Here is a 22,152-nt window from a genome sequence, read left to right as displayed (position 1 = left end):
TTTCTTTGGCCCAATTCGTTTGGAAATTCCCGGTCGAAATCCGACGCAAAAAAAAGCCCTCGCGAAGAGGGCTTTTCTGTTTCTGGACCGGCCCCGCAAAGAGGCCGGTTTCGAGAACGTGCGCAGCGAAGGCGCCTGAGGGACTGCGATGAGGCGCAGCCCAAGCGCGGGATCAGTCCGGAATGACCGCCGTGACCTCGATCTCCACCTTCGCGCGGTGCTCCACCAGCGCCGCCACCTGCACGCAGGTCATCGCCGGGAAGTTGCGGCCCAGCGCGTCGCGGTAGACCGGGCCGAGCTCGGACAGGCGCCGGCTGTACTCGTCGCGGTCCGTCACATACCAGGTCATGCGGACCATGTGCTCGGGGCCGGCGCCGGCTTCGCGCAGCACCTCGGCGATGTTGCGCAGGGCCTGGCCGCACTGGTCGATGAAGTCGTCGGATTCGAACTGCTGCTGGGCATTCCAGCCGATCTGGCCGCCAACGAACACTTGCGTGCCGCGCGCGGCGATGCCGTTTGCATAGCCCTTCGGGGGCAACCAGCCGGGAGGCTGAATCAGTTTGTTCGTCATGATGATGGTGTCTCGCTGTTGAGTTGTCTCAATTTGAAGCGCTGGAGTTTGCCGGTTTCGGTGCGCGGCAGCGCCGTCACGAACTCGATCTCCCGCGGGTACTTGAAGGGGGCGATGGTGGCTTTCACGTGGTCCTGGAGGGCCTTCGCCATCGCTGCGTCGCCGGTGTTGCCGGGCTTGAGCACGCAGAAGGCTTTCACGATCATGCCGCGGTCGGCGTCGGGCTTGCCGATCACGCCGCACTCGGCCACGGCCGGGTGCTTGAGCAGCGCATCTTCCACTTCCGGTCCGCCGACGTTGTAGCCGGCCGTGATGATCATGTCGTCCGCACGCGCCTGATAGAAGAAGTAGCCGTCGTCATCCTGCACGAACGAGTCGCCGGGGTAGTTCCAGCCGTTCTTCACGTAGTCGGCCTGGCGCGGATCGTCGAGGTAGCGGCAGCCGACCGGCCCTTGCAACGCCAGCTTGCCGACCGTGCCGCGCGGCACTTCGTTGCCCTGGTCGTCGACCACTTTGGCCGTGAACCCCGGCACCGCCTTGCCGACGGCGCCGCGGCGCACCTCGTCGCCGGCGGCCGAGATGTAGATGTGGAACACCTCGGTGCCGCCGATGCCGTCGAGCATCTCGATGCCGGTGGTGTCTTTCCAGAGTTGGCGCGTGGCGTCGGGAAGCGCCTCGCCTGCGCTCACGCAGATGCGCAGGCTCGGCGCCCCGTGCTGCCGGACGAAGGGCGCCATCTGGCGATAGAAAGTGGGCGCGGTGTAGCAGATGGTCGCGCCGACCTCGTTGATGAGCTTCACGAGTGCTTCGGGCGAGAACGATCCGTCCGGGAAGTACACCGACGCACCGGCCCACATCGGAAAGATCAGCAGACCGCCGAGCCCGAAGGTGAAGGCCAGCGGCGGCGTGCCGACCACGATGTCGTCGCTGCGCGCGCGCAGCACGTGGCGCGGCCAGGTCTGGCACATGGCGACCACGTCGCGGTGCGTGGTGACGGGCGCCTTGGGCTTGCCCGTGGTGCCCGAGGTGAAGGCGAGCAGCGCGATGTCGTCGGCCGCCGTGGGGCAGGCCTGGAACACGCCGCTCTTGCCGGCGGCGCGCGCCGACAGCGAATCGGGTGCGTCGGGCTGGTTGAAGGCAATCACCGTCGCGAGCACGGGGTGGATCTGCTGCGCGGCCACCAGCTCCTCGAGCAGGCGGCCTTCGCACAGCGCGGCCACGGGCTGCGATTTCTCGATGATCTCGCCGAGCTCCTTGGCGCGCAGCAGCGGCATCGTCGCCACCGCGATCAGCCCGGCCTTGACCACGGCCAGCCATGACAGCGCCATCCACACCGAGTTGCCGCCGCGCAGCAGCACGCGGTTGCCGGGCACGAGCCCGAGATCCTCGACCAGCACCTGGGCGATGCGGTTCACCTCGACGCCCGCCTGGGCGTAGGTGAGCACGCCGGCGGGCGAGCGCAGCATCGGCCGGTCGCCGAAGCCCTTGGCGACCGCCTTGTCCAGCAGCTCCTCGACCAGGTTCAGCTGGTCGGGGAACTGCAGCTCGGGCAGGTCGTAGCGAAAGACAGGCAGCTGCGCGGCAGGCGGCAGGCGGTCATGAACGAAGCGATCGACTTGGGCAGACACGATTTCACCCCCGCAAAACGGATTTTCCGATGATCAGCTGCTGGACTTCCGTCGCGCCTTCGTAAATGCGCAGCGAGCGGATGTCCCGATACAGGCTTTCGATCTTGGTGCCTACCTTCACGCCGAGTCCCCCATGCATCTGCAGCGCCATGTCGATCACGCGGCTCGCGTTTTCGGTGGCGCACATCTTGGCCATGGCGGCGGCCGCCGACACGTCGCCGACCGCCGGCGCGCCACGGCGCTCGGCGTCGTCGCGCATCCACGCGGCGCGGTAGGTCAGCAGCGCGGCGCTGTCGATCAGCGCGGCCATCTCGCCGAGCTTGGCCTGCGTGAGCTGGAAGTCGGCCAGCGTCTGGCCGAACATGCGGCGGCCCTTGGCGTGCGAGATGGCTTCGGCGAGCGCGCGGCGCCCCATGCCGAGCGCGGCCGCAGCCACCGACGCGCGGAAGATGTCGAGCGTTCGCATCGCGAGCTTGAAGCCGCCATTCAGCGTGCCCAGCTGCGCCGTGCGCGGCACGATGCAGTTGTCGAAGCGCAAGGTGGCCAGCGGGTGCGGCGCCATCACGTCGATGTGGGCCGAGGTGTCGAGCCCTGGCGTCGTCGCGTCGACGATGAACACCGTGATGCCACGCGTGCCGGCCGTGGGGTCGGTCTTCGCGAACACGCAGTAGAAGTCGGCGATGCCGCCGTTGCTGATCCAGGTCTTCTCGCCGTTCAGGCACCAGCCGTCGGCGGTGGGCTCGGCGCGCATCGCCATCGCTGCGACGTCGGAGCCGGCCTCGGGTTCGCTGAGTGCGAAGGCCGCGATCTTCGCGCCCTTCCCGACAGCGGTGAGGTACTGCGACTGCTGCTCGGGCGTGCCGTCCAGCGTGATCGCGCCGCTGCCCAGGCCCTGCATCGCGAACGCGAAGTCGGCCAGTGGCGAGTGGTAGCCGAGCGTTTCGCGCAGCAGCACGAGCGCGCGCGAATCGAGGCGTTCGAGCGCGCCGCCGGCACTGCCGGGCACCGCGTAGCGCAGCCAGCCGGCGTCGCCGAGGCGGCGCACCCATTCGCGGCAGGCGGCGCGGTCGTCGCGCTCATCGATCTCCTGGGCGGCGCACCAGGGCAGCAGGTCGTTGGCGAGCGCGCGGTGCGCGTCGTCAAAGAACGGCAGCGCGAGGTGCGCGGTCGAAGGTGGGGCGGGGATCTTGGTCATCATGATGCGCGTCAGTCTCCGCCGAACACCGGCTTGCGCTTGGCCGCGAAGGCCTCGTAGGCGCGCTTGAAGTCTTCGGTCTGCATGCAGATCGCCTGTGCCTGCGCTTCGGCCTCGATGGCCTGGTCGATGGTCATCGACCACTCTTGCGCGAGCATGGTCTTGGTCATGCCGTGCGCGAAGCTCGGGCCTTCGGCCAGGTCGCGCGCGACCTTGGTGGCGGCGTCGAGCAGCGAGGCACTGTCGTGCAGTGCGTTGAAGAAGCCCCAGGCCTGGCCTTCGTCGGCGGTCATGGCGCGGCCGGTGAACAGCAGCTCCGAGGCGCGACCCTGGCCGATCACGCGCGGCAGCAGTGCGCAGGCGCCCATGTCGGCGCCGGCCAGGCCCACGCGGGTGAACAGGAACGCGGTGCGCGTGGCGGGCGTGCCGTAGCGCAGGTCGCAGGCCAGCGCGATCATCGCGCCGGCGCCGGCGCACACGCCGTCGATCGCGCCGACGATGGGCTGCGGGCAGTTGCGAATGGCCTTCACGAGGTCGCCCGTCATGCGCGTGAACTCGAGCAGCTCGGGCATGCGCATGCCCGTCAGCGGGCCGATGATTTCATGCACGTCGCCGCCCGAGCAGAAGTTGCCGCCGGCGCCGGTGACGACGATGACCTTCACGTCGGTCGCGTAGGTCAGCGCGCGGAACAGGTCGCGCAGCTCGGCGTACGAGTCGAAGGTCAGCGGGTTCTTGCGCTCGGGGCGGTTCAGCGTGATGGTGCCGACGCCGGCCTCATAGCTCCAGGCAAAGTGCTCGGCCTTGTAGTCGGCCTTGGGTTCGAATTGCGCGCGCATGGGATTGCTTGCGCCGATGTAGTGCTTCATGCGGTCTCCGCCAATTGGCTGCTGTGGGAATGTTGCTTGACCTTGCCGAGCAGCTTGTGAAGCTGCGCGATCTCCTTGGGGTTGAGGCTTGAAAAAGCCTCGACGATCCAGTCTTCGTGCTGTTGCGCCATCTCGTTGAAGAGCTTGCGTCCGCGCGGCGTGAGGCGCACGCGCCAGGCGCGGCGGTCGCCCTCGACGTTGATGCGCTCCACCAGCCCTTCGGTCACGAGCTGGTCGGTGATGCCGGTGACATTGCCGCCCGTGACCATCATGCGGCGCGAGAGCTCGTTCATCTTCAGGCCGTCGGGCGAGCGCTCGAGTTGCGACATGAGATCGAAGCGCGGCAGCGTGGTGGCGAACTGCGCGCGCAGTCCGTTGCGCACCTGCTTCTCCACCAGCTGCGTGCAGGTGAGCATGCGCAGCCAGAGGCGCAGCGCCTCGGGGTGCTCGCTGTGGGCGCGTGCTTCGAGGTCCATGTCAGTGCGTCTCTTCGGTGTCGGCCGCGCGGCCTGCGGCAGCGGTGGCCGCGGCGATCTGCTGCTGCTTGGCGATCTCGCGGTACATCTGGTCGCGGCCGCTCAGGTACTGCTTGGGCCAGTCGACGTCGCGGCTTTGCAGCTTGGCGGCTTCGTGCAGCGTCCAGGCGGGGTCGGCCAGGTGCGGGCGCGCCACGGCGCACAGGTCGGCGCGGCCGGCCGCGATGATGCTGTTGGCCTGGTCGGCGTCGGTGATGGCGCCCACCGCGATGGTCGAGATGCCGACCTCGTTGCGGATGCGATCGGCGAACGGCGTCTGGTACATGCGGCCGTACACGGGCTTGGCACCGCGCGTGGTCTGGCCCGACGACACGTCGATGAAGTCGGCACCGGCCTCCTTGAAGAGGCGTGCGACCACCACGGCGTCGGCATCGGTGTTGCCGCCTGGGGCCCAGTCGTGCGCCGAGATGCGCACGCTCATGGGCTTGTCCGCGGGCCACACGGCGCGCATCGCGCGGAACACTTCGAGCGGGTAGCGGCAGCGCGCTTCGATGTCGCCGCCGTATTCGTCGGTGCGCTGGTTGGTGAGCGGGCTGATGAAGGCCGACAGCAGGTAGCCGTGCGCGCAGTGCAGCTCGAGCCAGTCGAAGCCGCACTCGACCGCGCGGCGTGTCGAGTCGACGAACTGGTCGCGCAGCGTGTCCATCTCGGCGCGCGTGATCGCGGCCGGCAGCTGGTTCTGTTCACCGTAGGGCAGGGCGCTCGCGCCGAGCACCGGCCAGTTGCCGCTTTCGAGGGGTTCGTCGGTGCCTTCCCAGCCCACGCGCGTCGAGCCCTTGGGGCCGCTGTGGCCGAGCTGGATCGCGATCTTCGCGCTCGACTGTGTGTGCACGAAGTCGACGATGCGCTTGAACGCGGCCTGCTGCGCGTCGTTGTACAGGCCCGTGCAGGCCGGCGTGATGCGGCCTTCGGGCGTCGGGCTCGTCATCTCGACGCAGACCATCGCGGCGCCACCGAGCGCGCGTGCGCCCAGGTGCACCAGCAGGAAGTCTTGTGGCACGCCATCGACGGCGCTGTAGGTGGCCATCGGCGAGACCACGATGCGGTTCTTGAGTTCGAGGCCGCGCACCTTCAGCGGCATCAGCATCGGTGCCATCGCCTTGCCGCCTGCGAGCCACTGCTCGTAGCCGCCGAGCCATTGCGTGTCGCGCACGCGCAGGTTCTCGTGGCTGATGCGCTGCGAGCGCGTGAGCAGCGAGTAGGCGAACTGCTCGATCTCCATGCCCGTGTAGCGCGGCACGTTCTCGAACCATTCGGTGGAGTTGCGCGCGGCGTTCTGGATCTTCAGCACCTCGACGCTGCGGCGGGCTTCATAGCCTTCGAGCACATGGTCGAGCGTGCCGCCCTGTTCGAATTCGTTGGCCAGGTCAATCGCGTCTTCGAGCGCGAGCTTGGTGCCCGAGCCGATCGAGAAGTGCGCCGTGTGCGCGGCGTCGCCCATGAGCACGACGGGCACCGAGCGGCCGTCGACGTCGATGCGGTGCGTCCAGCGCTCGCACACCACGCGCGGAAAGCGGATCCAGTTGGCCGAGCCGCGCAGGTGCGTGGCGTTGCTGATGAGCGCGTGGCCGCCCAGGTACTTGGCGAACAGCTTCTCGCAGAAGGCAACGGCCTCGGGCTGTTCCATCTGGTCGAGGCCGTGGGCCTTCCACACGGCTTCGGGCGTCTCGACGATGAAGGTCGAGGTCTTGTCGTCGAACTGGTAGGCGTGCGCCTGGAACCAGCCGTGCTCGGTCTCTTCGAAAGCGAAGGTGAAGGCGTCGAAGGTCTGGTGCGTGCCGAGCCACACGAAGCGGCAGTTGCGCAGGTCGACGTCGGGCTTGTACACGTCGGCGTAGCGCTGGCGGATGCGGCTGTTGAGGCCGTCGCTCGCAATGACGAGGTCGGCCTTGTACTGCGCGGCAATGGCCTGGTCGTCGGTGGCGTCGGTTTCGAACACCAGCTCCACGCCGAGTTCGAGGCAGCGTTCCTGCAGGATGTTCAGCAGGCGCTTGCGGCCGATGCCGCAGAAGCCGTGGCCGCCCGAGCGCACCTGGCGGCCCTTGAAGAAGACCTGGATGTCGTCCCAGTGGTGGAACTCGTTGCCGATGAGCGCGGCCGTGGGGCCGTCGGCCGCGCGCAGGTTGCCCAGCGTCTGGTCGCTCAGCACCACGCCCCAGCCGAAGGTGTCGAAGGGGCGGTTGCGCTCCACCACCGTGATCTGCAGCGCCGGGTTGCGGGCCTTCATGAGCAGGGCGAAATACAGGCCGGCCGGACCCCCACCGATGCACAGGATGCGCTGGAGGTCCGAGGCGGGCGCGAGGCGGGGGGAGGTCAAGCTGTTCATGGTTGAATAGTTTAGGCATAAACGATCTGTTGTCAACGAGGGGTTCTCTGCAGAGCCCGCCGACCCGCTCCCAGGTGGGATGTCATGCAAATTCTTTGAAAAATCAATACCATGGACGGATGCAACACTTGATACCCAAGATCGAGTCGCAGCTGGCCTCGCTGCCCGTGCCCATCGCACTGGAGCTGCCCGACGGGCGCCGGGTCGCCCAGGCGGGTTCACGCGTGACGCTGGCTTTCAAGGAGTGGTCGGTGCTGGCGAAGCTGGCCGGCCGGCAGGTCGGGGCCGTCGGCGAGGCCTACGTCGAGGGCAAGGTGCAGATCGAGGGCGCCATGCGCGACCTGATTGACGCCACCGTCGGCCTGTTGCCCGGCAACCCCGCCGAGACCGACACCAGCTGGTGGAGCCGCCTGCAGCACCGCGCCAAGTCGCGCGGCTCGCACTCGCTGCGCAAGGACGCCGCGCAGATCGAGTTCCACTACGACGTCTCCGACGATTTCTACGCGCTGTGGCTCGACCCGCGCCGCGTCTATTCATGCGCCTACTTCCGCACGCCCGAACTCACGCTGGCGCAGGCGCAAGAGGCCAAGCTCGACCACATCTGTCGCAAGCTCATGCTGCAGCCCGGCGAGCGCTACCTCGATATCGGCTCAGGCTGGGGCGCATTGCTGCTGTGGGCGGCCGAGCACTACGGCGTGGACGCCACCGGCATCACGCTGTCGAAGAACCAGCACGCGCATGTGCAGCGGCTCATCGAAGAAAAAGGGCTGCAGGATCGCGTGCGCGTGGAGCTGCGCGACTACCGCGAATTGCCCGACGACCAGCCCTTCGACAAGATCTCGTCGGTGGGCATGTTCGAGCACGTGGGCGCGGCCAACATGCCGACCTACTTCCACAAGATCCACACGCTGCTCAAGCCGGGCGGGCTGGTGCTCAACCACGGCATCACCTCGGGCGAGCTGAACTACCGCCAGCTCGGCGCGGGCATGGGCGACTTCATCGAGAAATACATCTTCCCCGGTGGCGAGTTGCTGCACGTGACGCACGTGCTGCGCGAGACCGCGGCGGCCGGGCTGGAGATGGTCGACACCGAGAGCCTGCGCCCGCACTACGCGCGCACGCTGTGGGCGTGGTCCGATGCGCTCGAGGCGCAGCTCGATGCCGCGCGCGAAGTGCTCAGTCGCAGCGGTGGGCGCCAGGGCGAGAACGCCGAGCGCATTCTTCGCGCCTACCGTCTGTACCTCGCGGGCTCGGCCATGAGTTTCGAGCAGGGATGGATCTCCTTGCATCAGATGCTGTCGACAAAGCCTGACGGCAATGTAGGGCGCGCAGGCGTCTTGCGCGGCGCGCAATCGGTGTACCCTTTTGCCCGTGACTACATCTACAAATAAGTGAGGACCCCAACACCATGCTCTACCGCTTCAAATCCCGGGCCGCTCCTGACTTCGTGATGCTCGAGGTGCATGCGCGCCAACTGCTCGACATCGTCGGCAAATCGGCCGCGCCGCAGGGCATCATCACGGTCGAGCAGATTCCGTCCGCCATCGCCGCCCTCGAGGCTGCACTGGCCCGCGAAAGCACCAAGCCTGCCGTGCACAACCACGACGACCATGCCGTGGAAGGCCACGACGCCGATGCAGAGAAGCAGCATGTCGGCCTGCACCAGCGCGCCGCGCCGCTGCTGCACATGCTCAAGGACTCACAGGCCGACAGCAAGGATGTGACCTGGGGGACCTGAGCCGCTTGATCTGAGCGGCCCTGGGCCGGACGATCAGTCCACCTTTGCGCCGGAGTCTTTCACGACTTTTGCCCACTTCACATGCTCACTCGCGATGAGCTTCGTGAAGTCGGCCGGCGAATTGCCGCTCGGGATGGCGCCCTGCGCCTGCATCTTTTCCTTGATCGCCGGCGTGCCCAGCGACTTCGCCACTTCCTGCTGGATGCGGTTCACGATCTCGGGCGACGTGCCGGCCGGTGCCAGCAACCCGAACCATGAGCTCGCCTCGTAGCCCTTGAGCGCGGGGCCGCCGGCTTCTGCCACCGTCGGCACATCGGGCAGCGCGGGCGAGCGTTGCGAACTGGTCACGGCCAGCGCCGTGAGCTTGCCGCCCTTGATCTGTGCCATCGACGACGGCAGGTTGTCGAACATCACATCGGCATTGCCGCCCACCATGTCCAGCAGCGCCGGGCCCGAGCCCTTGTACGGAATGTGGGCCATGAAGGTGCCGGTCATGCTCTTGAAGAGTTCGCCCGCCAGATGGATCGAGGTGCCGCTGCCGCTCGAGGCCATGTTCAGCTTGCCGGGATTCGCCTTCGCGTACTTGATGAAATCCTGCACGTTGCGGATGTTCAGCTTCTTGGCTGTTTCGGCGTTCATCTCCATCACGTTCGGCACCGCGGCCACCAGCGTGACGGGCACGAAGTCCTTGATCGGATCGAAGGGCAGCTTGGGGTACAGAGCGCGGTTGATGCCGTGCGTGCCCACGGTGCCCATCAGCAGCGTGTAGCCGTCGTTGGGGGCGCGCGCGACGATCTCGGCGCCCACGTTGCCACCGGCGCCCGCGCGGTTGTCCACGATGAACTGCTGGCCAAAGGCCTTCGACAGTTCGGGCGCGACCGCGCGCGCCAGGATGTCGGTGGTGCCGCCGGCCGCGAAGGGCACGACGATGCGCACCGGCTTGGTCGGCCAGGTGGCCTGCGCGTGCGCGGTGCCGCCCAGCAGCGCAAGGGTGGCCGCCGCCGTGGCGACCAGTGCGAAGCGGCGGGTAGATGAAGTAGCGGAAGAAGAGCGAGAGGTAAAAGTCATGCGCGTCTTTGTACAGGGGGCCGCTGCAGGCGTCGCGGGTAAAAACCCCGGCCTGTGAGGGCCATCGCCGCTCAACCCACCTGCATCCGCTGCGCGAAGCGCGCCTCGCGAAAACGCGCCAGCACGAAGTCGACGAACACCCGCGTCTTGGGTGGCAGCAGCTTCTTGCTCGGGTAGTAGATCCACACGGCGCCCGAATCCTGGTACCACGCGGGCAGCAGCCGCACCAGCGCGCCGCTGCGCAGGCCGCGCTCCACGAAAGGCATCGGCAGCATCGCCACGCCGAGCCCCAAGAGCGCCGCCTGCGCGATGGCCTCGGGGTCGTTGAAGATCGCGCGCGGGCGCGTCGGCAACTCGACCATGGTTTCTTCGCCGCGCGCGTGCCGCAGCGTCCAGGGCCGCAGCCGGCCCGTGGGCGAGGAGCGGCGCAGCAGCACGTCGAAGCGCGCCAGATCGGCCGGGTGCGCGGGCAGCGCGCGCCCCGCCAGGTAGGCCGGTGCCGCCACCGCGACCACGTGGATGCGCGCCAGCTCGCGCGCCACCACGCCGGGCGACAGCGCGATGCCGCCGCCGATGGCCGCGTCGAAGCCCTCGCCGATCAGGTCGACCTGCTGGTTGTCGAAATGCCAGTCGGGCACGATGCCTGGGTAGCGCGCCAGAAAGTCGCCCATGAACGGCAGCACATGCTCGCGCCCGAAGGCCTGGCCCATGCTCACCTTGAGCGTGCCCGAGGGTTGGCCATCGTCCTGCGCAAGGCCGGCCACCGCGTCCTGCAGCGTGGCCAGCGCGCCGCCGACCTGCGCCAAAAAGCGCTCACCGGCCTCGGTCAGCGTGAGCCGCCGCGTGCTGCGCTGGAACAGCCGCGCGCCCAGCCGCGCCTCGAGCCGCGCCACGTTCTTGCTGACCGCCGCCGGCGTCAGCCCCAGGCGCCGTGCCGCCGCCGAGAAGCTGCCGCCCTCGGCGCTCTGCACGAAAGATTCGAGGTGATTGAGCGGTTCCATGCCGCGATTCTGGCGCTCATCTTCAACTTTGGGTTGAATCTGATCGGGCTGATTGATGGCTACCGCAAACGGAATGGAATTCCGACACTGAAGGCCTTCCTCCTCCACTCGATCGGAAAAATCATGGCTTCCACCTCTGTTTCCTCTTCGTCGTCTTCTCCCGTCCTGGCCGGCAAGGTCGCCTTCGTCACCGGCGGCTCGCGCGGCATCGGCGCTGCCATCGTGCGCCGGCTGGCGCGCGACGGCGCCGCCGTGGCCTTCACCTACGTCAGCGCCCAAGCCGAGGCCGAGAAGCTCGCCGGCGAAATCCAGGCCGCCGGTGGCCGTGCGCTGGCCATCCGCGCCGACGCCGGCGACGCCGCCGCGCTGACGGCCGCCATTGCCCAGGGCGCGCGCGCCTTCGAGCGCCTCGACATCCTCGTGAACAACGCCGGCGTGTACCTCGGCGGCGAGCTCGACACCTTCTCGCTCGCCGACTTCGACCGCACCATCGACGTCAACGTGCGCGCCACCTTCGTGGCCGTCCAGGCCGCCGCGCGCCACATGGGCGACGGCACGGGTCGCATCGTCAACATCGGCAGCATCAACGCCGAGCGCGTGCTGGACGCGGGCGCCAGCGTCTACGCGATGAGCAAGGCCGCCATCGTCGGCCTCACGCGCGGCCTGGCGCGCGACCTCGGCCCGCGCGGCATCACGGTGAACAACGTGCAGCCCGGTCCCATCGACACCGCCATGAACCCCGCCACCGGCCCGCGTGCCGCCTCGATGCACGACGTGATGGTGCTGCCGCGTCACGGCCGCGCCGAAGAAATCGCCGGCATGGTCGCCTACCTCGTGGGCCCGGACGGCGGCTTCGTCTCCGGTGCCAGCCTGAGCGTGGACGGCGGCTACACGGTCTGATCGGTAGCGATGTTGTCCGGCGCGCGCTCCACCGCGCGGATCAGCGTGTCGAGCGTGGCGCTCAGCTGGGCCAGCTCGCCCGCATCGACGCCCGCGAACAGCTCGGCCTCGCGCTGCCGGCCCAGCGCGCCGACCGTCGCGTGCAGCGCCTTGCCGGCGGCCGTGAGGTAGAGCCGGCTGCAGCGCTGGTCGGTCGGGTCGCCGCGGCGCTGCACGCGCTTGTGGCGCTTCAGGCCCGCCAGCGCGCGGCTCACCGCCATCTTGTCCAGGCCGGTGAGGTCGGCCACCTGCGCGCCCGTGAGCCCCGGCTGCGTGGCGAGCACGGCCAGCGTGCGCCATTCGTTCAGCGTGAGCTGGTGCTCGCGCCCCACGCGCTCATGGAACGGCCGCGCCGTGAGATTGACCACCCGCACCAGCTTGAAGAAGAGCGGGTCCATGGCCGTTCGTGTTCTGGTTCTGGCGTGTCAGCCCGCCAGCTTCTTCGCCGCCGCCACGATCGCGTCCACGCCGACGCGCGACTGCGCCTCCAGCACCGGCGCATAGCCGACCGGAATGCGCGGTGCACCGAGCCGCGCGACGCGGCAACCCGTGGCTTCGGCCGCGCTCGCGGCGATCTCGGCGCCGAAGCCCGCGGCCTGCACCGCCTCGTGCACCACCAGCAGCCGCCCCGTGCGCGCGCACGACGACAGCACCGTTTCGCGGTCCCACGGCCACAGCGTGCGCAGGTCGATCAGGTCGACCGCGATGCCCTCGGCCGCCAGCGCGTCGCAGGCCGCGGCGCAAGGCTGCATCTGCTTGCTCCAGCTCACGAGCGTGAGCGCATTGCCTTCGCGCACGCGCGCCGCCTTGCCCAGCGGAACGGCCAGCGTGTCGTCCACCTCGCCACGCAGGCCCCACAGCGTCTTGTGCTCGATGTAGACCACCGGGTCGCCGCACTGCAGCGCCGCGCGCAGCAGGCCGTGGTTGTCCTGCGGCGTCGAGGGGCTCACCACCACCACGCCCGGCAGGTGCGCGAACCAGGCCTCGAGCGACTGCGAATGCTGCGCCGCCGACGCGTCCCAGATGCCGCCCGGCATGCGCGCCACCAGCGGCACGCGGCCCTGGCCGCCGAACATGAAGCGGTTTTTGGCGGCCTGGTTCACCAGCTCGTCCATGCCGCACAGCGCGAAGTCGACCACGCGCATCTCGACCACGGGGCGCAGCCCCGCGAGCGCCATGCCCACGCCGGCACCCATGATCGCGGCCTCGCTGATCGGCGTGTCGATCACGCGCTCGGCGCCGTACTGCTGCTGCAGTCCCTTGTACTGGCCGAAGATGCCGCCACGGCCCACGTCCTCGCCGAGCACGACCACGCGCGGGTCGGCGTCCATCTCCTGCTGCAGCGCGCGCACGGCGGCTTCGGAATAACTCAGCGTCGTCACAGCCATTGGCCTGCTCCCGTGGTCTGCACGTCGGTGAAGGCGGCGCTCGCCTCGGGCCAGGGCGCTGCGTCGGCCACGGCGAGGGCGGTGTCCACCTCGTCGCGCGCGGCGTTCTCGATGGCGTCCAGCGTCGCAGCGGCCACGCCGGTGTCGAGCAGGTGACCGCGGGCGCGCGCGATCGGGTCGGTCTCCAGCGCGGCCGCCAGCTCGGCCGGGTCGCGGTAGGCCGCGAGGTCGACCGACACATGGCCCTTCACGCGGTAGGTGAGCGCGTGCAACAGGCGCGGCCCCGCGCCGCTGCGCACCTCGGCCACCAGGCGTGCGGCGGTGTCGTGCACCGCGAACACGTCGTTGCCGTCGACCTGCGTCGCCGCGATGTCCATCGACGCGGCGCGTGCCGAGGCGCCGTCGCCCGCCGTCATCGGGCCGCTCGCGGTGGTTGCGCTCCAGCGGTTGTCCTCGCAGACGAAGAGCACGGGCAGGTCGTACACGCGTGCCCAGTTCAGTGCTTCGAGAAACGGCCCGCGGTTGATCGCGCCGTCGCCGAAGAAACAGACGGTGATGTCGTCGCCTTGCTTCAAGAGTTTTTGCGCATGCGCTGCGCCGACGGCGATCGGCAAGCCCGCCGCCACCACGCCGTTGGCGCCCAGCATGCCGACCGAGAAGTCCGCGATGTGCATCGAGCCGCCCTTGCCGCCGTTGAAGCCCGTGGCCTTGCCGAACAGCTCGCACATCATCCGCGTGAGGTCCGCGCCCTTGGCCAGCGTGTGGCCGTGGCCTCGATGCGTGGAGGTGAGGTAGTCGCTCGCGCGCAGATGGGCGCACACGCCCGCCGGCACGGCTTCCTGCCCGGTCGACAGGTGCAGCGGCCCGCGCACCTTGGCGGCGCCGCCCGCCTGCTGGCCGTAGGCACTGACCCCGCCCTGGCTGGCGGTTTCGGCGGCGTTCTCGAAGGCGCGGATGCGCACCATGACGCGGTACAGCGCCTCGCCGGCGCGGGGGGGAAGCTTCGATTCCATGTGGTCTCCGGCGCTTGTGGGAGCTGCGCTTGGAGAAAAATCGTATCAAACGTGACGAAATCAGGTATCGGGCTTACCCGCCGCTCTCCGGGCGACTCTCCTTAAGGCTTCTTGACCAGGTTGCAGCGAGATTCCGCCAGCGGCTGGAACGCCTGGTCGCCGGGCACCACGGCCTTCACGTTGTAGAAGTCCCAGGGCTCCTTCGACTCCGACGGCTTCTTGACCTGCACGAGCAGCATGTCGTGCACCATGCGCCCGTCGTCGCGGATGTGGCCGTTGGCCGCGAACATGTCGTTGATGCGCACCGACTTCATCTGCTTCATGACGGCGTCCGCGTCGTCGGTACCGATAGCCTGCACGGCCTTCAGGTAGTTGGTCACCGCCGAGTAGGTGCCGGCGTGGATCAGGTTGGGCATCTTCTTCTGCTTCTCGAAGAAGCGCCGGCTCCACTCGCGCGTCTGCGTGTTGAGGTTCCAGTAGAAGGCCTCGGTCAGCACCATGCCCTGGGCGGCCGCCAGCCCCATGGCCTGGACGTCGTTGAGCGTGCCGCTCAGCGGCACGATGGTCTGCGTCTTGCCGAGGCCGAACTCGCGTGCGGCCTTCACGGCGCCGATCAGGTCGCCGCCCGCGTTGGCGATGGCCACGCCCTTGGCCTTCGACGACTGCGCCTGCAGCACAAAGGACGAGAAGTCCGACGCGCTCAACGGGTGGCGCGCGCTGCCGATCACCTTGCCTCCCGCTGCGCTGATGGCGCCCGCGGCTTCCTGTTCGATGGAATGGCCGAGCGCGTAGTCCACGGTGATGAAGTACCAGCTGTCGGTGCCAGCCTTCGTCAGCGCCGCCACGGTGGGGCGCGACGTGGCATAGGCGTCCCACGTGTAGCTCACCGTGTAGGGCGAGCATTCCTCGTTGGTCAGGCGCATCGAGCCGGGCCCGGTGGCGAACAGCAGGCGTTTTTTCTCCCGCGCCACGTTCGAGACGGCCAGCGCCACCGCCGAATTGATCGCGTCCACCACGATGTCGACGCGCTGCGTGTCGAACCACTCGCGCGCCTTGTTGGCACCGATGTCGGCCTTGTTCTGGTGGTCGGCCGAGACCATCTCGATGGCGAAGGCCGGCTTGGCGTCGCGCTTGAAGTCGTCGATGGCCATCTGGGTGGCCACCACCGAGCCGCGTCCGCCGAGCTCGGAAAAGATGCTGTTCATGTCGGTGAGCACGCCCACCTTCACGACCTGGTCCGAGAGCCCCGGCGCCGCGACGGCCGCGGGGGCACACAGCGACAGCGCGCACGCGAGTGCGCAGGTGGTCATGAGGTGCGACGTGTTCATGCGGCCTCCTTCTGTTGCGACGACGCGCGCAGGCCGCGCGCCCAGTGGCCGGCCTCGGCCAGCGTGCGTTGCGCCTCCGGCAGGAACGGGAACAGCGTGAAGACGTGCACCGAGTCGGGCACGAGGTCCAGGCGCACGTCGACGCCCGCCGCGCGGGCCGCCTCGGCGAAGCGCGTCGTGTCGCTTTCCAGCACCTCGCCCTGGACGGCGGACAGGAACAAGGGCGGCAAGCCGCGCAGGTCGCCGAACAGGGGCGACACCAGGGGGTCGGTGGGCTCGTGGCCCTGGAAGTACGACGCTGCGAGCTGCGTGAGTGAGTCCCGGTGCGCCGCCGGATCGTCCCCCGAGTTCTGCCGCACGGTGGGACCCGACAGCGTCAGGTCGGTGAACGGGCAGACCGCGATCACGCCCGCCGGTTGCGGCAGCCCTGCGCGCGCCAGCCCCAGGGCCAGCGCGAGCGCCAGCCCACCGCCCGAAGACTCGCCGCTCAGCACGATGCGCGACGCCGCCACGCCGCGCGCGAGCAGGCCGCGGTAGGCCTGGAAGGCGTCGTCGATCGCGGCGGGGTAGGGGTGCTCGGGGGCGAGCCGGTAGTCGACCGTGTAGCAGTCGCCGCCCAGGGCCGCCGACAGCCGTCCGGCGTACTCGGCCGAGCTTGCGGCCGAGCCCATCACGTAGGCGCCCCCGTGGAAATGCAGCACGACGGAGCCGGCGGGCTGCGGTGCGCCGCCGTCTACGCGCAAGGCCGGCACGCCGTTGAGTTCGACCGGCGTGACGCCGAGCGTGGCGGGCGCGGGAAAGTGCGTCGTGAGGAAGCGTTCGTAGGCTTCGCGCTGGCCCCGGTGCCCGCGTGCGATGTCTTCGGAGCCGATGGCGCTCTTCCACATGTCGAAGGCGCGCTGGCTCTCGGGCCGTGCCATGCGCTTGCCTTCGCGTGCCGCGCTCAGGCCCACCACTTCGCCGGCTGGCTGCTGGGCCGCGTCCAGGATGTTGTGGCCCCACGCAAACGCCCACGAGGTTTCGGCGAGCGGATCGATGCGCGAGAGGCCGCGCCAGCGGCCGTTGCGGTGGCGCACCGACTCCTCGTCGGGCTCGTGCGACTGCTTCACGGCAAAGCGTGCGCCGGCCTGGATGCGCGTGGTGCGCGGCTGGCGGCGGCGTTCGTATTCGAGCAGCGCGGCCTCCACGCCGCCGGCGCCGTGGCGGTGCAGGCAGGTCGCGAGCACCCAGGCGTCCTCGATGGATTGGCAGGCACCCTGCGCGAGGTACGGCACCATCGCGTGCGCCGCGTCGCCCAGCAGCGTGATGCGCCCCGTGGTCCAGTGCTCGATGGGGTCGCGGTAGTACATGCCCGTGATGAAGCTCGAGTCCACCTGCTCGAGCATGTGCTGCACCGTCGGCTCGCTGCCGCGGAAGGAATCGAGCATTTCGCCGATGTCGCCGCTCTCGGTCCACGATTCGCGTCGCACCTCGGTGGCGGGCACGGCGGCCAGGATGCTGTACAGGTCCTTGCGGACCCAGTACGACACGACGCTGCGCCGCAGACCGAACCAGTTGTTGCCGGCCACCGGCAGCGCCAGTCCTTCGAGCCGGGCGGCCGGGATCAGCGCGCGCCACATGAGGATGTTGGCGAACTGCTTTTCCTCGGGGCCGCGCAATGCGGTGCGCACGGCCGAGTGGATGCCGTCGGCGCCGATCACTGCGTCGGCCTCGATGACCTCGCCGGTCTTGAGGACCACGCGGGCACCCTTGGCGTCTTGCGAGATCGAGGCGCATTCGGCGCCCAGGCGCACGGTGTCGCGCGGCAATGCGTTGTAGAGCAGGGCGACGAGGTCGGCGCGGTGCACGTTGTACATGAGCGCGCCGTAGCGCTGCGCCGCCTCTGCGCCCAGCGGCGCGAGATAGAGCAGGCGGCCGGTCTGCAGGTCGCGGTAGTCGTAGCGCTCTGGCACCGTGGCGACCTGGGCCAGTGCGGGCTCGAGTCCGAGCTCGCGCAGCACCAGCGTGCCGTTGGCCGCGATCTGCACGCCAGCCCCGATCTCGGCCATCTGCGCGGCACGCTCCAGCACAATCGCGTCGATGCCGTGATGCCGCAGCGCCAGCGCTGTCGTCAGGCCGCCAATGCCGCCACCCACAATGAGAATCTTCATTTTGGACACCTGTTTTCCGTATAGTTAACCGAGTTCGGTTAGTTAAGTTAACTCGATAAACTTATGGCCCCATCGGTAAAAACCCTTCGTGCGGACGGCCTCGAGACGCGTGCGCGACTGAAGGAAGAAGCGCAGCGGCTGTTTGCGCTGCGCGGCATCGACGGCGTGTCGGTGCAGGACATCGTTTCGGCCGCCGAGCAACGCAACAACGCATCGCTGCGCTACTACTTCGGCAACAAGCTGGAGCTGGCACGCGAGCTGGTCGTGGACGGCGCGCGCGTCATCGACGAGATACGCCAGGCCATGCTCGACGCGCTCGAACGGGAGGGCAACGTGACCCTGCCCAGCGTGCTGGACGCGCTCACGCTGCCGTTGCTCGAGCTGTCGGAGCGCACGGGCCAGGCCACCTACATCCGCCTGATCGCGAACCTGCAACTCAACAACCGTGCGTTCCTGCGCGAGGCGCTGGAGGACAAGTGGAACGCCGGCTACAAGCGCTGCTTCGCGCACCTGGCGCGGCTGCTGCCCGACATGCCCGCACCGATCCTGGAGCAGCGCCTGACCCTGGCGGGCAACATCTACGGCAACGCCGTGTGGGCGGCCTGGGAGTCTTCGAAAGACAGCGAGGATCCCAGCCGCTTCTGGGAACGCAGCTACACCATCTCCAACGTGATGGACACGCTGCAAGGCGTGCTCGAAACGCCGCCTTCGGTGCGCACGCTGGCATTGGTGGAGGCGGAGTCGCCCGCGCGCAAGGCGACGGCGGGCGCCGCGCCCCGGCGCAAAAAGGCCTGACCCGCGCGAGCGCTGGGGCGGCATTGCCACCCCTTCAGGGCTCCCTTTTTGCCTGCGGGCTTCCCGCTCTCTTCTCTATTTATTCTTCTTATTTAAGTTAGTAGTAGTAGATAAGGGTAAACCCGCCCTGTGGACAGGCCGTTTTTTCCCTTGCGTGACAACAACTTGTGACACCCGAGACACTGTGTGCTCCTGTGCTTCCGTGGTGCTATCAAAAAAGGAACAACTTGGGCGCGATCGCTCCCGCTGTGGATAACAGGGGGCTTGTCCGGAAACTGTCCCCAGAGTTTTCCGTTGCCCGCGGCTCGCTGGCATGCATGCGTCCGATCGCCGCGCGTGCGCTTTCTTCCGCTCGGGAATTCCCGGGTGCCCATCGCGCGGCGGGAATGGGATAGTTAGTTCGCCACTCAAACTAACTACCCGGCACGCCAGCACGCGCTCGGCAAACCGTTCTGGAGAGACACCGATGCAACTGACAACGAAACACACCCTGGCCGCCATGGCGCTCGGTCTCACGGCCGTGGGCGCGATGGCGCAGACCGTGGTCGGCGTGAGCTGGTCCAACTTTCAGGAAGAGCGCTGGAAGACCGACGAGGCCGCGATCAAGGCGCAGCTGGAAAAACTCGGCGCGAAGTACATCAGTGCCGACGCGGGCGGCTCGCCCGAGAAGCAGCTGGGCGACATCGAGGGCCTGATGTCCAAGGGCGCGAAGGCGCTCATCGTGCTGGCGATGGACAAGGACGCGATCCTGCCCGCCGTGACCAAGGCCACGCGGCAGAAGGTGCCGGTGGTGGCGTACGACCGGCTGATCGAGGCGCCCGGTGTGTTCTACATCACCTTCGACAACGTCGAGGTCGGCCGCATGGAAGCGCGCGAGGTGCTCAAGGTCAAGCCCAAGGGCAACTACGTGATCATCAAGGGCTCGCCGAGCGACCCCAACGCCGACTTCCTGCGCGCCGGCCAGCAAGAGGTGCTCGAGCCTTCGATCAAGAAGGGCGACATCAAGATCGTCGGCGACGAGTACACCGAAGGCTGGAAGCCCGAAGTCGCGCAGAAGAACATGGAGCAGATCCTCACCAAGAACGGCAACAAGGTCGACGCGGTGGTGGCGGCCAACGACGGCACCGCCGGCGGCGCGGTGGCGGCGCTCACGGCCAAGGGCCTGCGCGGCATTCCGGTGTCGGGCCAGGACGCCGACTTCGCCGCGCTGAACCGCGTGGCGCTGGGCACGCAGACCGCGACCATCTGGAAGGACTCGCGCGAGCTCGGTCGCGAAGCCGCCACGGCCGCGGTGTCGCTCGCAGCGGGCAAGCCGGTCGAGAAGGCTGCGCCCTGGGCCGGCGGCGCCAAGAAGATCTCGCTGTCCTCGCGCCTGCTGACGCCGGTGCCGATCACGCGCGACAACCTCGACGTGATCGTCAAGGCCGGCTGGATCAAGAAGGACGAGCTCTGCAAGGGCGTCTCGGGTGCGAACGCGCCCGCGGCCTGCAAGTAACGCCGCAACCCACGACGCGTTCGGCCTTGCGCTGACCGCCGCAACACGGCCTCCGACGGACCCGCAAGGGCCTGCCGGTGGCCGGTTGCGCACCTGAAATCCTGAGGGGGTTCAAGAAATGAGCGATCCAACACCCGGCTGGTGGCGCCGCACCGGCATCGACCTGCGCCTGCTCCTGATGTGCGTGCTGCTGGCCGCGATGGCGGTGGCGTTCAGCGTCATGTCGGGCGGCGTGTTCCTCTCGCCCGAGAACCTCTACAACGTCGCGCAGCAGACAGCCGTGGTCGGCATCGTCTCCACGGTGATGGTGCTGGTCATCGTGGCGCGCCACATCGACCTGTCGGTGGGCTCGGTGATGGGTTTCGTCGGCGTGCTCATCGCGTACCTGCAGTACACCTCGGGCTGGTCGTGGCCCACGGCCTGCCTCGCGGGGCTCGCGGTGGCGCTGCTGGTGTCGATCTACCAGGGCTGGCTCACGGCGGTGCTGGGCGTGCCCTCGTTCGTGGTCACGCTGGGCGGGCTGATGTCGTTCCGCGGCGCGGCCTTTCTCGTGGCCGACGGCAAGACGCAGCCGGTGAACGACGAGTTCTTCCAGCGCCTGGGCGGCGGCTACGACGGCGGCATCGGCGTCACGGCGAGCTGGGTGCTCGCGGGGCTGGTGGCGCTGGTGCTGTTCGGGCGCATGGTGCAAAAGCGCCGCGCGCGCCAGCGCTACGACATGCCGACAGAAGCGCTGTGGCTCGACGTGCTGCTCACCGCAGTGCCGGTGGCGGTGGTGGCCGGCTTCGCGTGGGTAATGAACAGCTACCAGATATCGTCCAAGAGCGAGCCGCAGGGCATTCCGATTCCGGTGCTGATCTGGGCCGCGGTGGCGATCGTGCTGTCGTTCATCGTGCACCGCACGCGCTTCGGGCGCTACGTGTTCGCGATGGGCGGCAACCCCGATGCGGCGGCGCTGGTGGGCATTCCGGTCAAGCGCGTCACGCTGATGCTGTTCGCACTGCTGGCGGTGCTGGTGACGGTGGCGGCCATCGTGTCGATCGCGCGGCTCAACGCGGGCACCAACTCGCTGGGCACGGGCATGGAGCTGTACGTGATCGCGGCGGCCGTCATCGGCGGCACGGCGCTGGCGGGCGGCAGCGGTTCGATCTTCGGCTCGGTGCTGGGCGCGCTCATCATGCAGTCGCTCGACAGCGGCATGCTGCTGCTCGACGTGCCCATCGGCAAGCGCATGGTGATCATCGGCCAGGTGCTGATCGTGGCCGTCGTTTTCGACGTGCTCTATCGCCGCAAGTTCGGGGAGAACTGACATGGCCGACATCGACAACACGAAACCCCTGGTCGAGCTGCGCGAGATCCGCAAGGCCTTCGGCGGCGTGAAGGCCGTGGACGGCGTGAGCATCAACCTCTACCCCGGCGAAGTGGTCGCGCTGCTGGGCCACAACGGCGCGGGCAAGTCCACGCTGATGAAGATGCTTGCGGGCGCCTACCCGATCGATTCGGGCGACACGCTCATCGCCGGCGAGAAAGTCCACATCCGCACGCCGGCCGAGGCGCAGGCGCAGGGCATCGAGACCATCTACCAGACGCTCGCGCTGGCCGACAACCTCGACTCGGTGGCCAACCTCTTTCTGGGCCGCGAAAAGATGACGGCGTGGAACACGCTGGACGACCACTTCATGGAAGTGCAGGCGCGCAAGGTGTTCCAGCGCCTGAACAAGAACTTCACCAACATCCGCATCCCGGTGCGGCGCCTGTCGGGCGGGCAGCGGCAGGTGGTGGCGATTTCGCGCGCGCTGTACTTCAACGCGCGCATCCTCATCATGGACGAGCCCTGCGCCGCGCTCGGCCCCGAAGAGACGGCGATGGTCGGGCGCCTCGTCAAGCAGCTGAAGGACGACGGCGTCGGCATCTTCCTCATCACGCACGACATGCCCGACGTGTTCTCGCTGAGCGACCGGCTCGCGGTGATGAAGAACGGCAAGCTCGTGGGCACCTACCGCACGGCCGATGTCACCGAAGACGAAGTGCTCGGGATGATCATTGCCGGCAAGCGGCCCGAGGGCAGGGAACAGGCGCACCACGCCGCAACCGCAGCCACTGCAGCGGCATGAC

20 protein-coding genes are annotated in these 22,152 nt (G+C 68.4%); 7 read left to right on the top strand and 13 right to left on the bottom strand.

Features of this window, described 5'->3' with window-relative positions; genetic code table 11:
- Positions 1 to 172: 172 nt before the first annotated feature.
- Genes IG196_RS29090 through IG196_RS29065 form a run of 6 tightly spaced genes read right to left on the bottom strand, consistent with a single transcriptional unit; the run spans position 173 to position 7,122 of the window.
- Positions 173 to 571 carry a RidA family protein gene (locus IG196_RS29090; protein ID WP_056576966.1) on the bottom strand — a complete coding sequence of 133 codons (399 nt, stop codon included), beginning with the start codon at positions 569 to 571 and terminating at the stop codon, positions 173 to 175.
- Positions 568 to 2,199 (bottom strand): AMP-binding protein, encoded by a 1,632-nt coding sequence (locus IG196_RS29085; RefSeq protein WP_192194036.1) that lies wholly within the window; start codon positions 2,197 to 2,199, stop codon positions 568 to 570. Before IG196_RS29085 ends, IG196_RS29090 begins: the two co-directional genes overlap by 4 nt.
- 4 nt (positions 2,200 to 2,203) lie before the next feature.
- Positions 2,204 to 3,397, bottom strand: a complete 1,194-nt coding sequence (locus IG196_RS29080; RefSeq protein ID WP_192194035.1) for an acyl-CoA dehydrogenase family protein — start codon at positions 3,395 to 3,397, stop codon at positions 2,204 to 2,206.
- An 8-nt stretch (positions 3,398 to 3,405) separates the two neighbouring features.
- Positions 3,406 to 4,260, bottom strand: coding sequence for an enoyl-CoA hydratase family protein (locus IG196_RS29075; protein ID WP_192194034.1), 855 nt, complete (start codon positions 4,258 to 4,260; stop codon positions 3,406 to 3,408).
- Positions 4,257 to 4,736: a MarR family winged helix-turn-helix transcriptional regulator gene (locus IG196_RS29070; protein WP_101491458.1), complete on the bottom strand. Its 480-nt coding sequence runs from the start codon at positions 4,734 to 4,736 to the stop codon at positions 4,257 to 4,259. Before IG196_RS29070 ends, IG196_RS29075 begins: the two co-directional genes overlap by 4 nt.
- Before the next feature lies 1 nt (position 4,737).
- A complete protein-coding gene (locus tag IG196_RS29065; RefSeq protein ID WP_192194033.1) occupies positions 4,738 to 7,122 on the bottom strand; it encodes a bifunctional salicylyl-CoA 5-hydroxylase/oxidoreductase in 2,385 nt (794 codons plus the stop codon).
- A 119-nt stretch (positions 7,123 to 7,241) separates the two neighbouring features.
- On the opposite strand from IG196_RS29065, the gene IG196_RS29060 reads away from it, so the two are divergent.
- A complete protein-coding gene (locus IG196_RS29060; protein WP_192194032.1) occupies positions 7,242 to 8,513 on the top strand; it encodes a class I SAM-dependent methyltransferase in 1,272 nt (423 codons plus the stop codon).
- 17 nt (positions 8,514 to 8,530) lie between these two features.
- Positions 8,531 to 8,860 carry a DUF1840 domain-containing protein gene (locus IG196_RS29055; RefSeq protein ID WP_192194031.1) on the top strand — a complete coding sequence of 110 codons (330 nt, stop codon included), beginning with the start codon at positions 8,531 to 8,533 and terminating at the stop codon, positions 8,858 to 8,860.
- A 33-nt stretch (positions 8,861 to 8,893) separates the two neighbouring features.
- Here IG196_RS29055 and IG196_RS29050 read toward each other — a convergent pair whose 3' ends face one another.
- Together IG196_RS29050 and IG196_RS29045 are read right to left on the bottom strand one after the other, a co-directional pair.
- Positions 8,894 to 9,928, bottom strand: coding sequence for a Bug family tripartite tricarboxylate transporter substrate binding protein (locus tag IG196_RS29050; RefSeq protein ID WP_192194030.1), 1,035 nt, complete (start codon positions 9,926 to 9,928; stop codon positions 8,894 to 8,896).
- Between the two features lie 71 nt (positions 9,929 to 9,999).
- Positions 10,000 to 10,929: a LysR family transcriptional regulator gene (locus IG196_RS29045; RefSeq protein WP_192194029.1), complete on the bottom strand. Its 930-nt coding sequence runs from the start codon at positions 10,927 to 10,929 to the stop codon at positions 10,000 to 10,002.
- A gap of 123 nt (positions 10,930 to 11,052) precedes the next feature.
- Here IG196_RS29045 and IG196_RS29040 point away from each other — a divergent pair, with 123 nt between their 5' ends.
- Positions 11,053 to 11,829, top strand: coding sequence for an SDR family oxidoreductase (locus IG196_RS29040; protein ID WP_192194028.1), 777 nt, complete (start codon positions 11,053 to 11,055; stop codon positions 11,827 to 11,829).
- On the opposite strand, the gene IG196_RS29035 is transcribed toward IG196_RS29040, so the two are convergent.
- The 5 genes from IG196_RS29035 to IG196_RS29015 form a co-directional block, all read right to left on the bottom strand.
- Positions 11,817 to 12,266, bottom strand: a complete 450-nt coding sequence (locus IG196_RS29035; protein ID WP_192194027.1) for a MarR family winged helix-turn-helix transcriptional regulator — start codon at positions 12,264 to 12,266, stop codon at positions 11,817 to 11,819. The genes IG196_RS29040 and IG196_RS29035 overlap by 13 nt on opposite strands.
- 27 nt (positions 12,267 to 12,293) lie before the next feature.
- Positions 12,294 to 13,256, bottom strand: a complete 963-nt coding sequence (locus IG196_RS29030; RefSeq protein ID WP_192194026.1) for an alpha-ketoacid dehydrogenase subunit beta — start codon at positions 13,254 to 13,256, stop codon at positions 12,294 to 12,296.
- Positions 13,247 to 14,269: a thiamine pyrophosphate-dependent dehydrogenase E1 component subunit alpha gene (locus tag IG196_RS29025; RefSeq protein WP_192194025.1), complete on the bottom strand. Its 1,023-nt coding sequence runs from the start codon at positions 14,267 to 14,269 to the stop codon at positions 13,247 to 13,249. Before IG196_RS29025 ends, IG196_RS29030 begins: the two co-directional genes overlap by 10 nt.
- Positions 14,270 to 14,370: 101 nt before the next feature.
- Positions 14,371 to 15,597: an ABC transporter substrate-binding protein gene (locus tag IG196_RS29020; protein WP_225616839.1), complete on the bottom strand. Its 1,227-nt coding sequence runs from the start codon at positions 15,595 to 15,597 to the stop codon at positions 14,371 to 14,373.
- Positions 15,594 to 17,747 (bottom strand): alpha/beta hydrolase fold domain-containing protein, encoded by a 2,154-nt coding sequence (locus IG196_RS29015; RefSeq protein ID WP_192194024.1) that lies wholly within the window; start codon positions 17,745 to 17,747, stop codon positions 15,594 to 15,596. The genes IG196_RS29020 and IG196_RS29015 overlap by 4 nt, the downstream gene beginning before the upstream one ends.
- 63 nt (positions 17,748 to 17,810) lie before the next feature.
- Here IG196_RS29015 and IG196_RS29010 point away from each other — a divergent pair, with 63 nt between their 5' ends.
- The 4 genes from IG196_RS29010 (at position 17,811) to IG196_RS28995 (ending at position 22,151) form a co-directional block, all read left to right on the top strand.
- Positions 17,811 to 18,542: a TetR/AcrR family transcriptional regulator gene (locus IG196_RS29010; RefSeq protein WP_192194023.1), complete on the top strand. Its 732-nt coding sequence runs from the start codon at positions 17,811 to 17,813 to the stop codon at positions 18,540 to 18,542.
- A 472-nt stretch (positions 18,543 to 19,014) separates the two neighbouring features.
- Positions 19,015 to 20,037 carry a D-xylose ABC transporter substrate-binding protein gene (gene xylF, locus IG196_RS29005; protein ID WP_412556399.1) on the top strand — a complete coding sequence of 341 codons (1,023 nt, stop codon included), beginning with the start codon at positions 19,015 to 19,017 and terminating at the stop codon, positions 20,035 to 20,037.
- Between the two features lie 118 nt (positions 20,038 to 20,155).
- Entirely contained in the window at positions 20,156 to 21,346 is a 1,191-nt protein-coding gene (locus IG196_RS29000; RefSeq protein WP_101491444.1) for a sugar ABC transporter permease, read from the top strand.
- 1 nt (position 21,347) lies between these two features.
- On the top strand, positions 21,348 to 22,151 hold the full coding sequence (locus IG196_RS28995) for an ATP-binding cassette domain-containing protein (protein ID WP_192194021.1): 804 nt from the start codon (positions 21,348 to 21,350) through the stop codon (positions 22,149 to 22,151).
- The last annotated feature ends 1 nt before the right edge of the window (position 22,152 follow it).

The organism is Variovorax sp. 38R, from assembly GCF_014843395.1.
GTDB classification, from domain to species: Bacteria; Pseudomonadota; Gammaproteobacteria; order Burkholderiales; family Burkholderiaceae_C; genus Variovorax; species Variovorax paradoxus_H.
The sequence above is the reverse complement of the archived record's forward strand: the minus strand, read 5'-3'. Positions and strand labels throughout refer to the sequence as shown.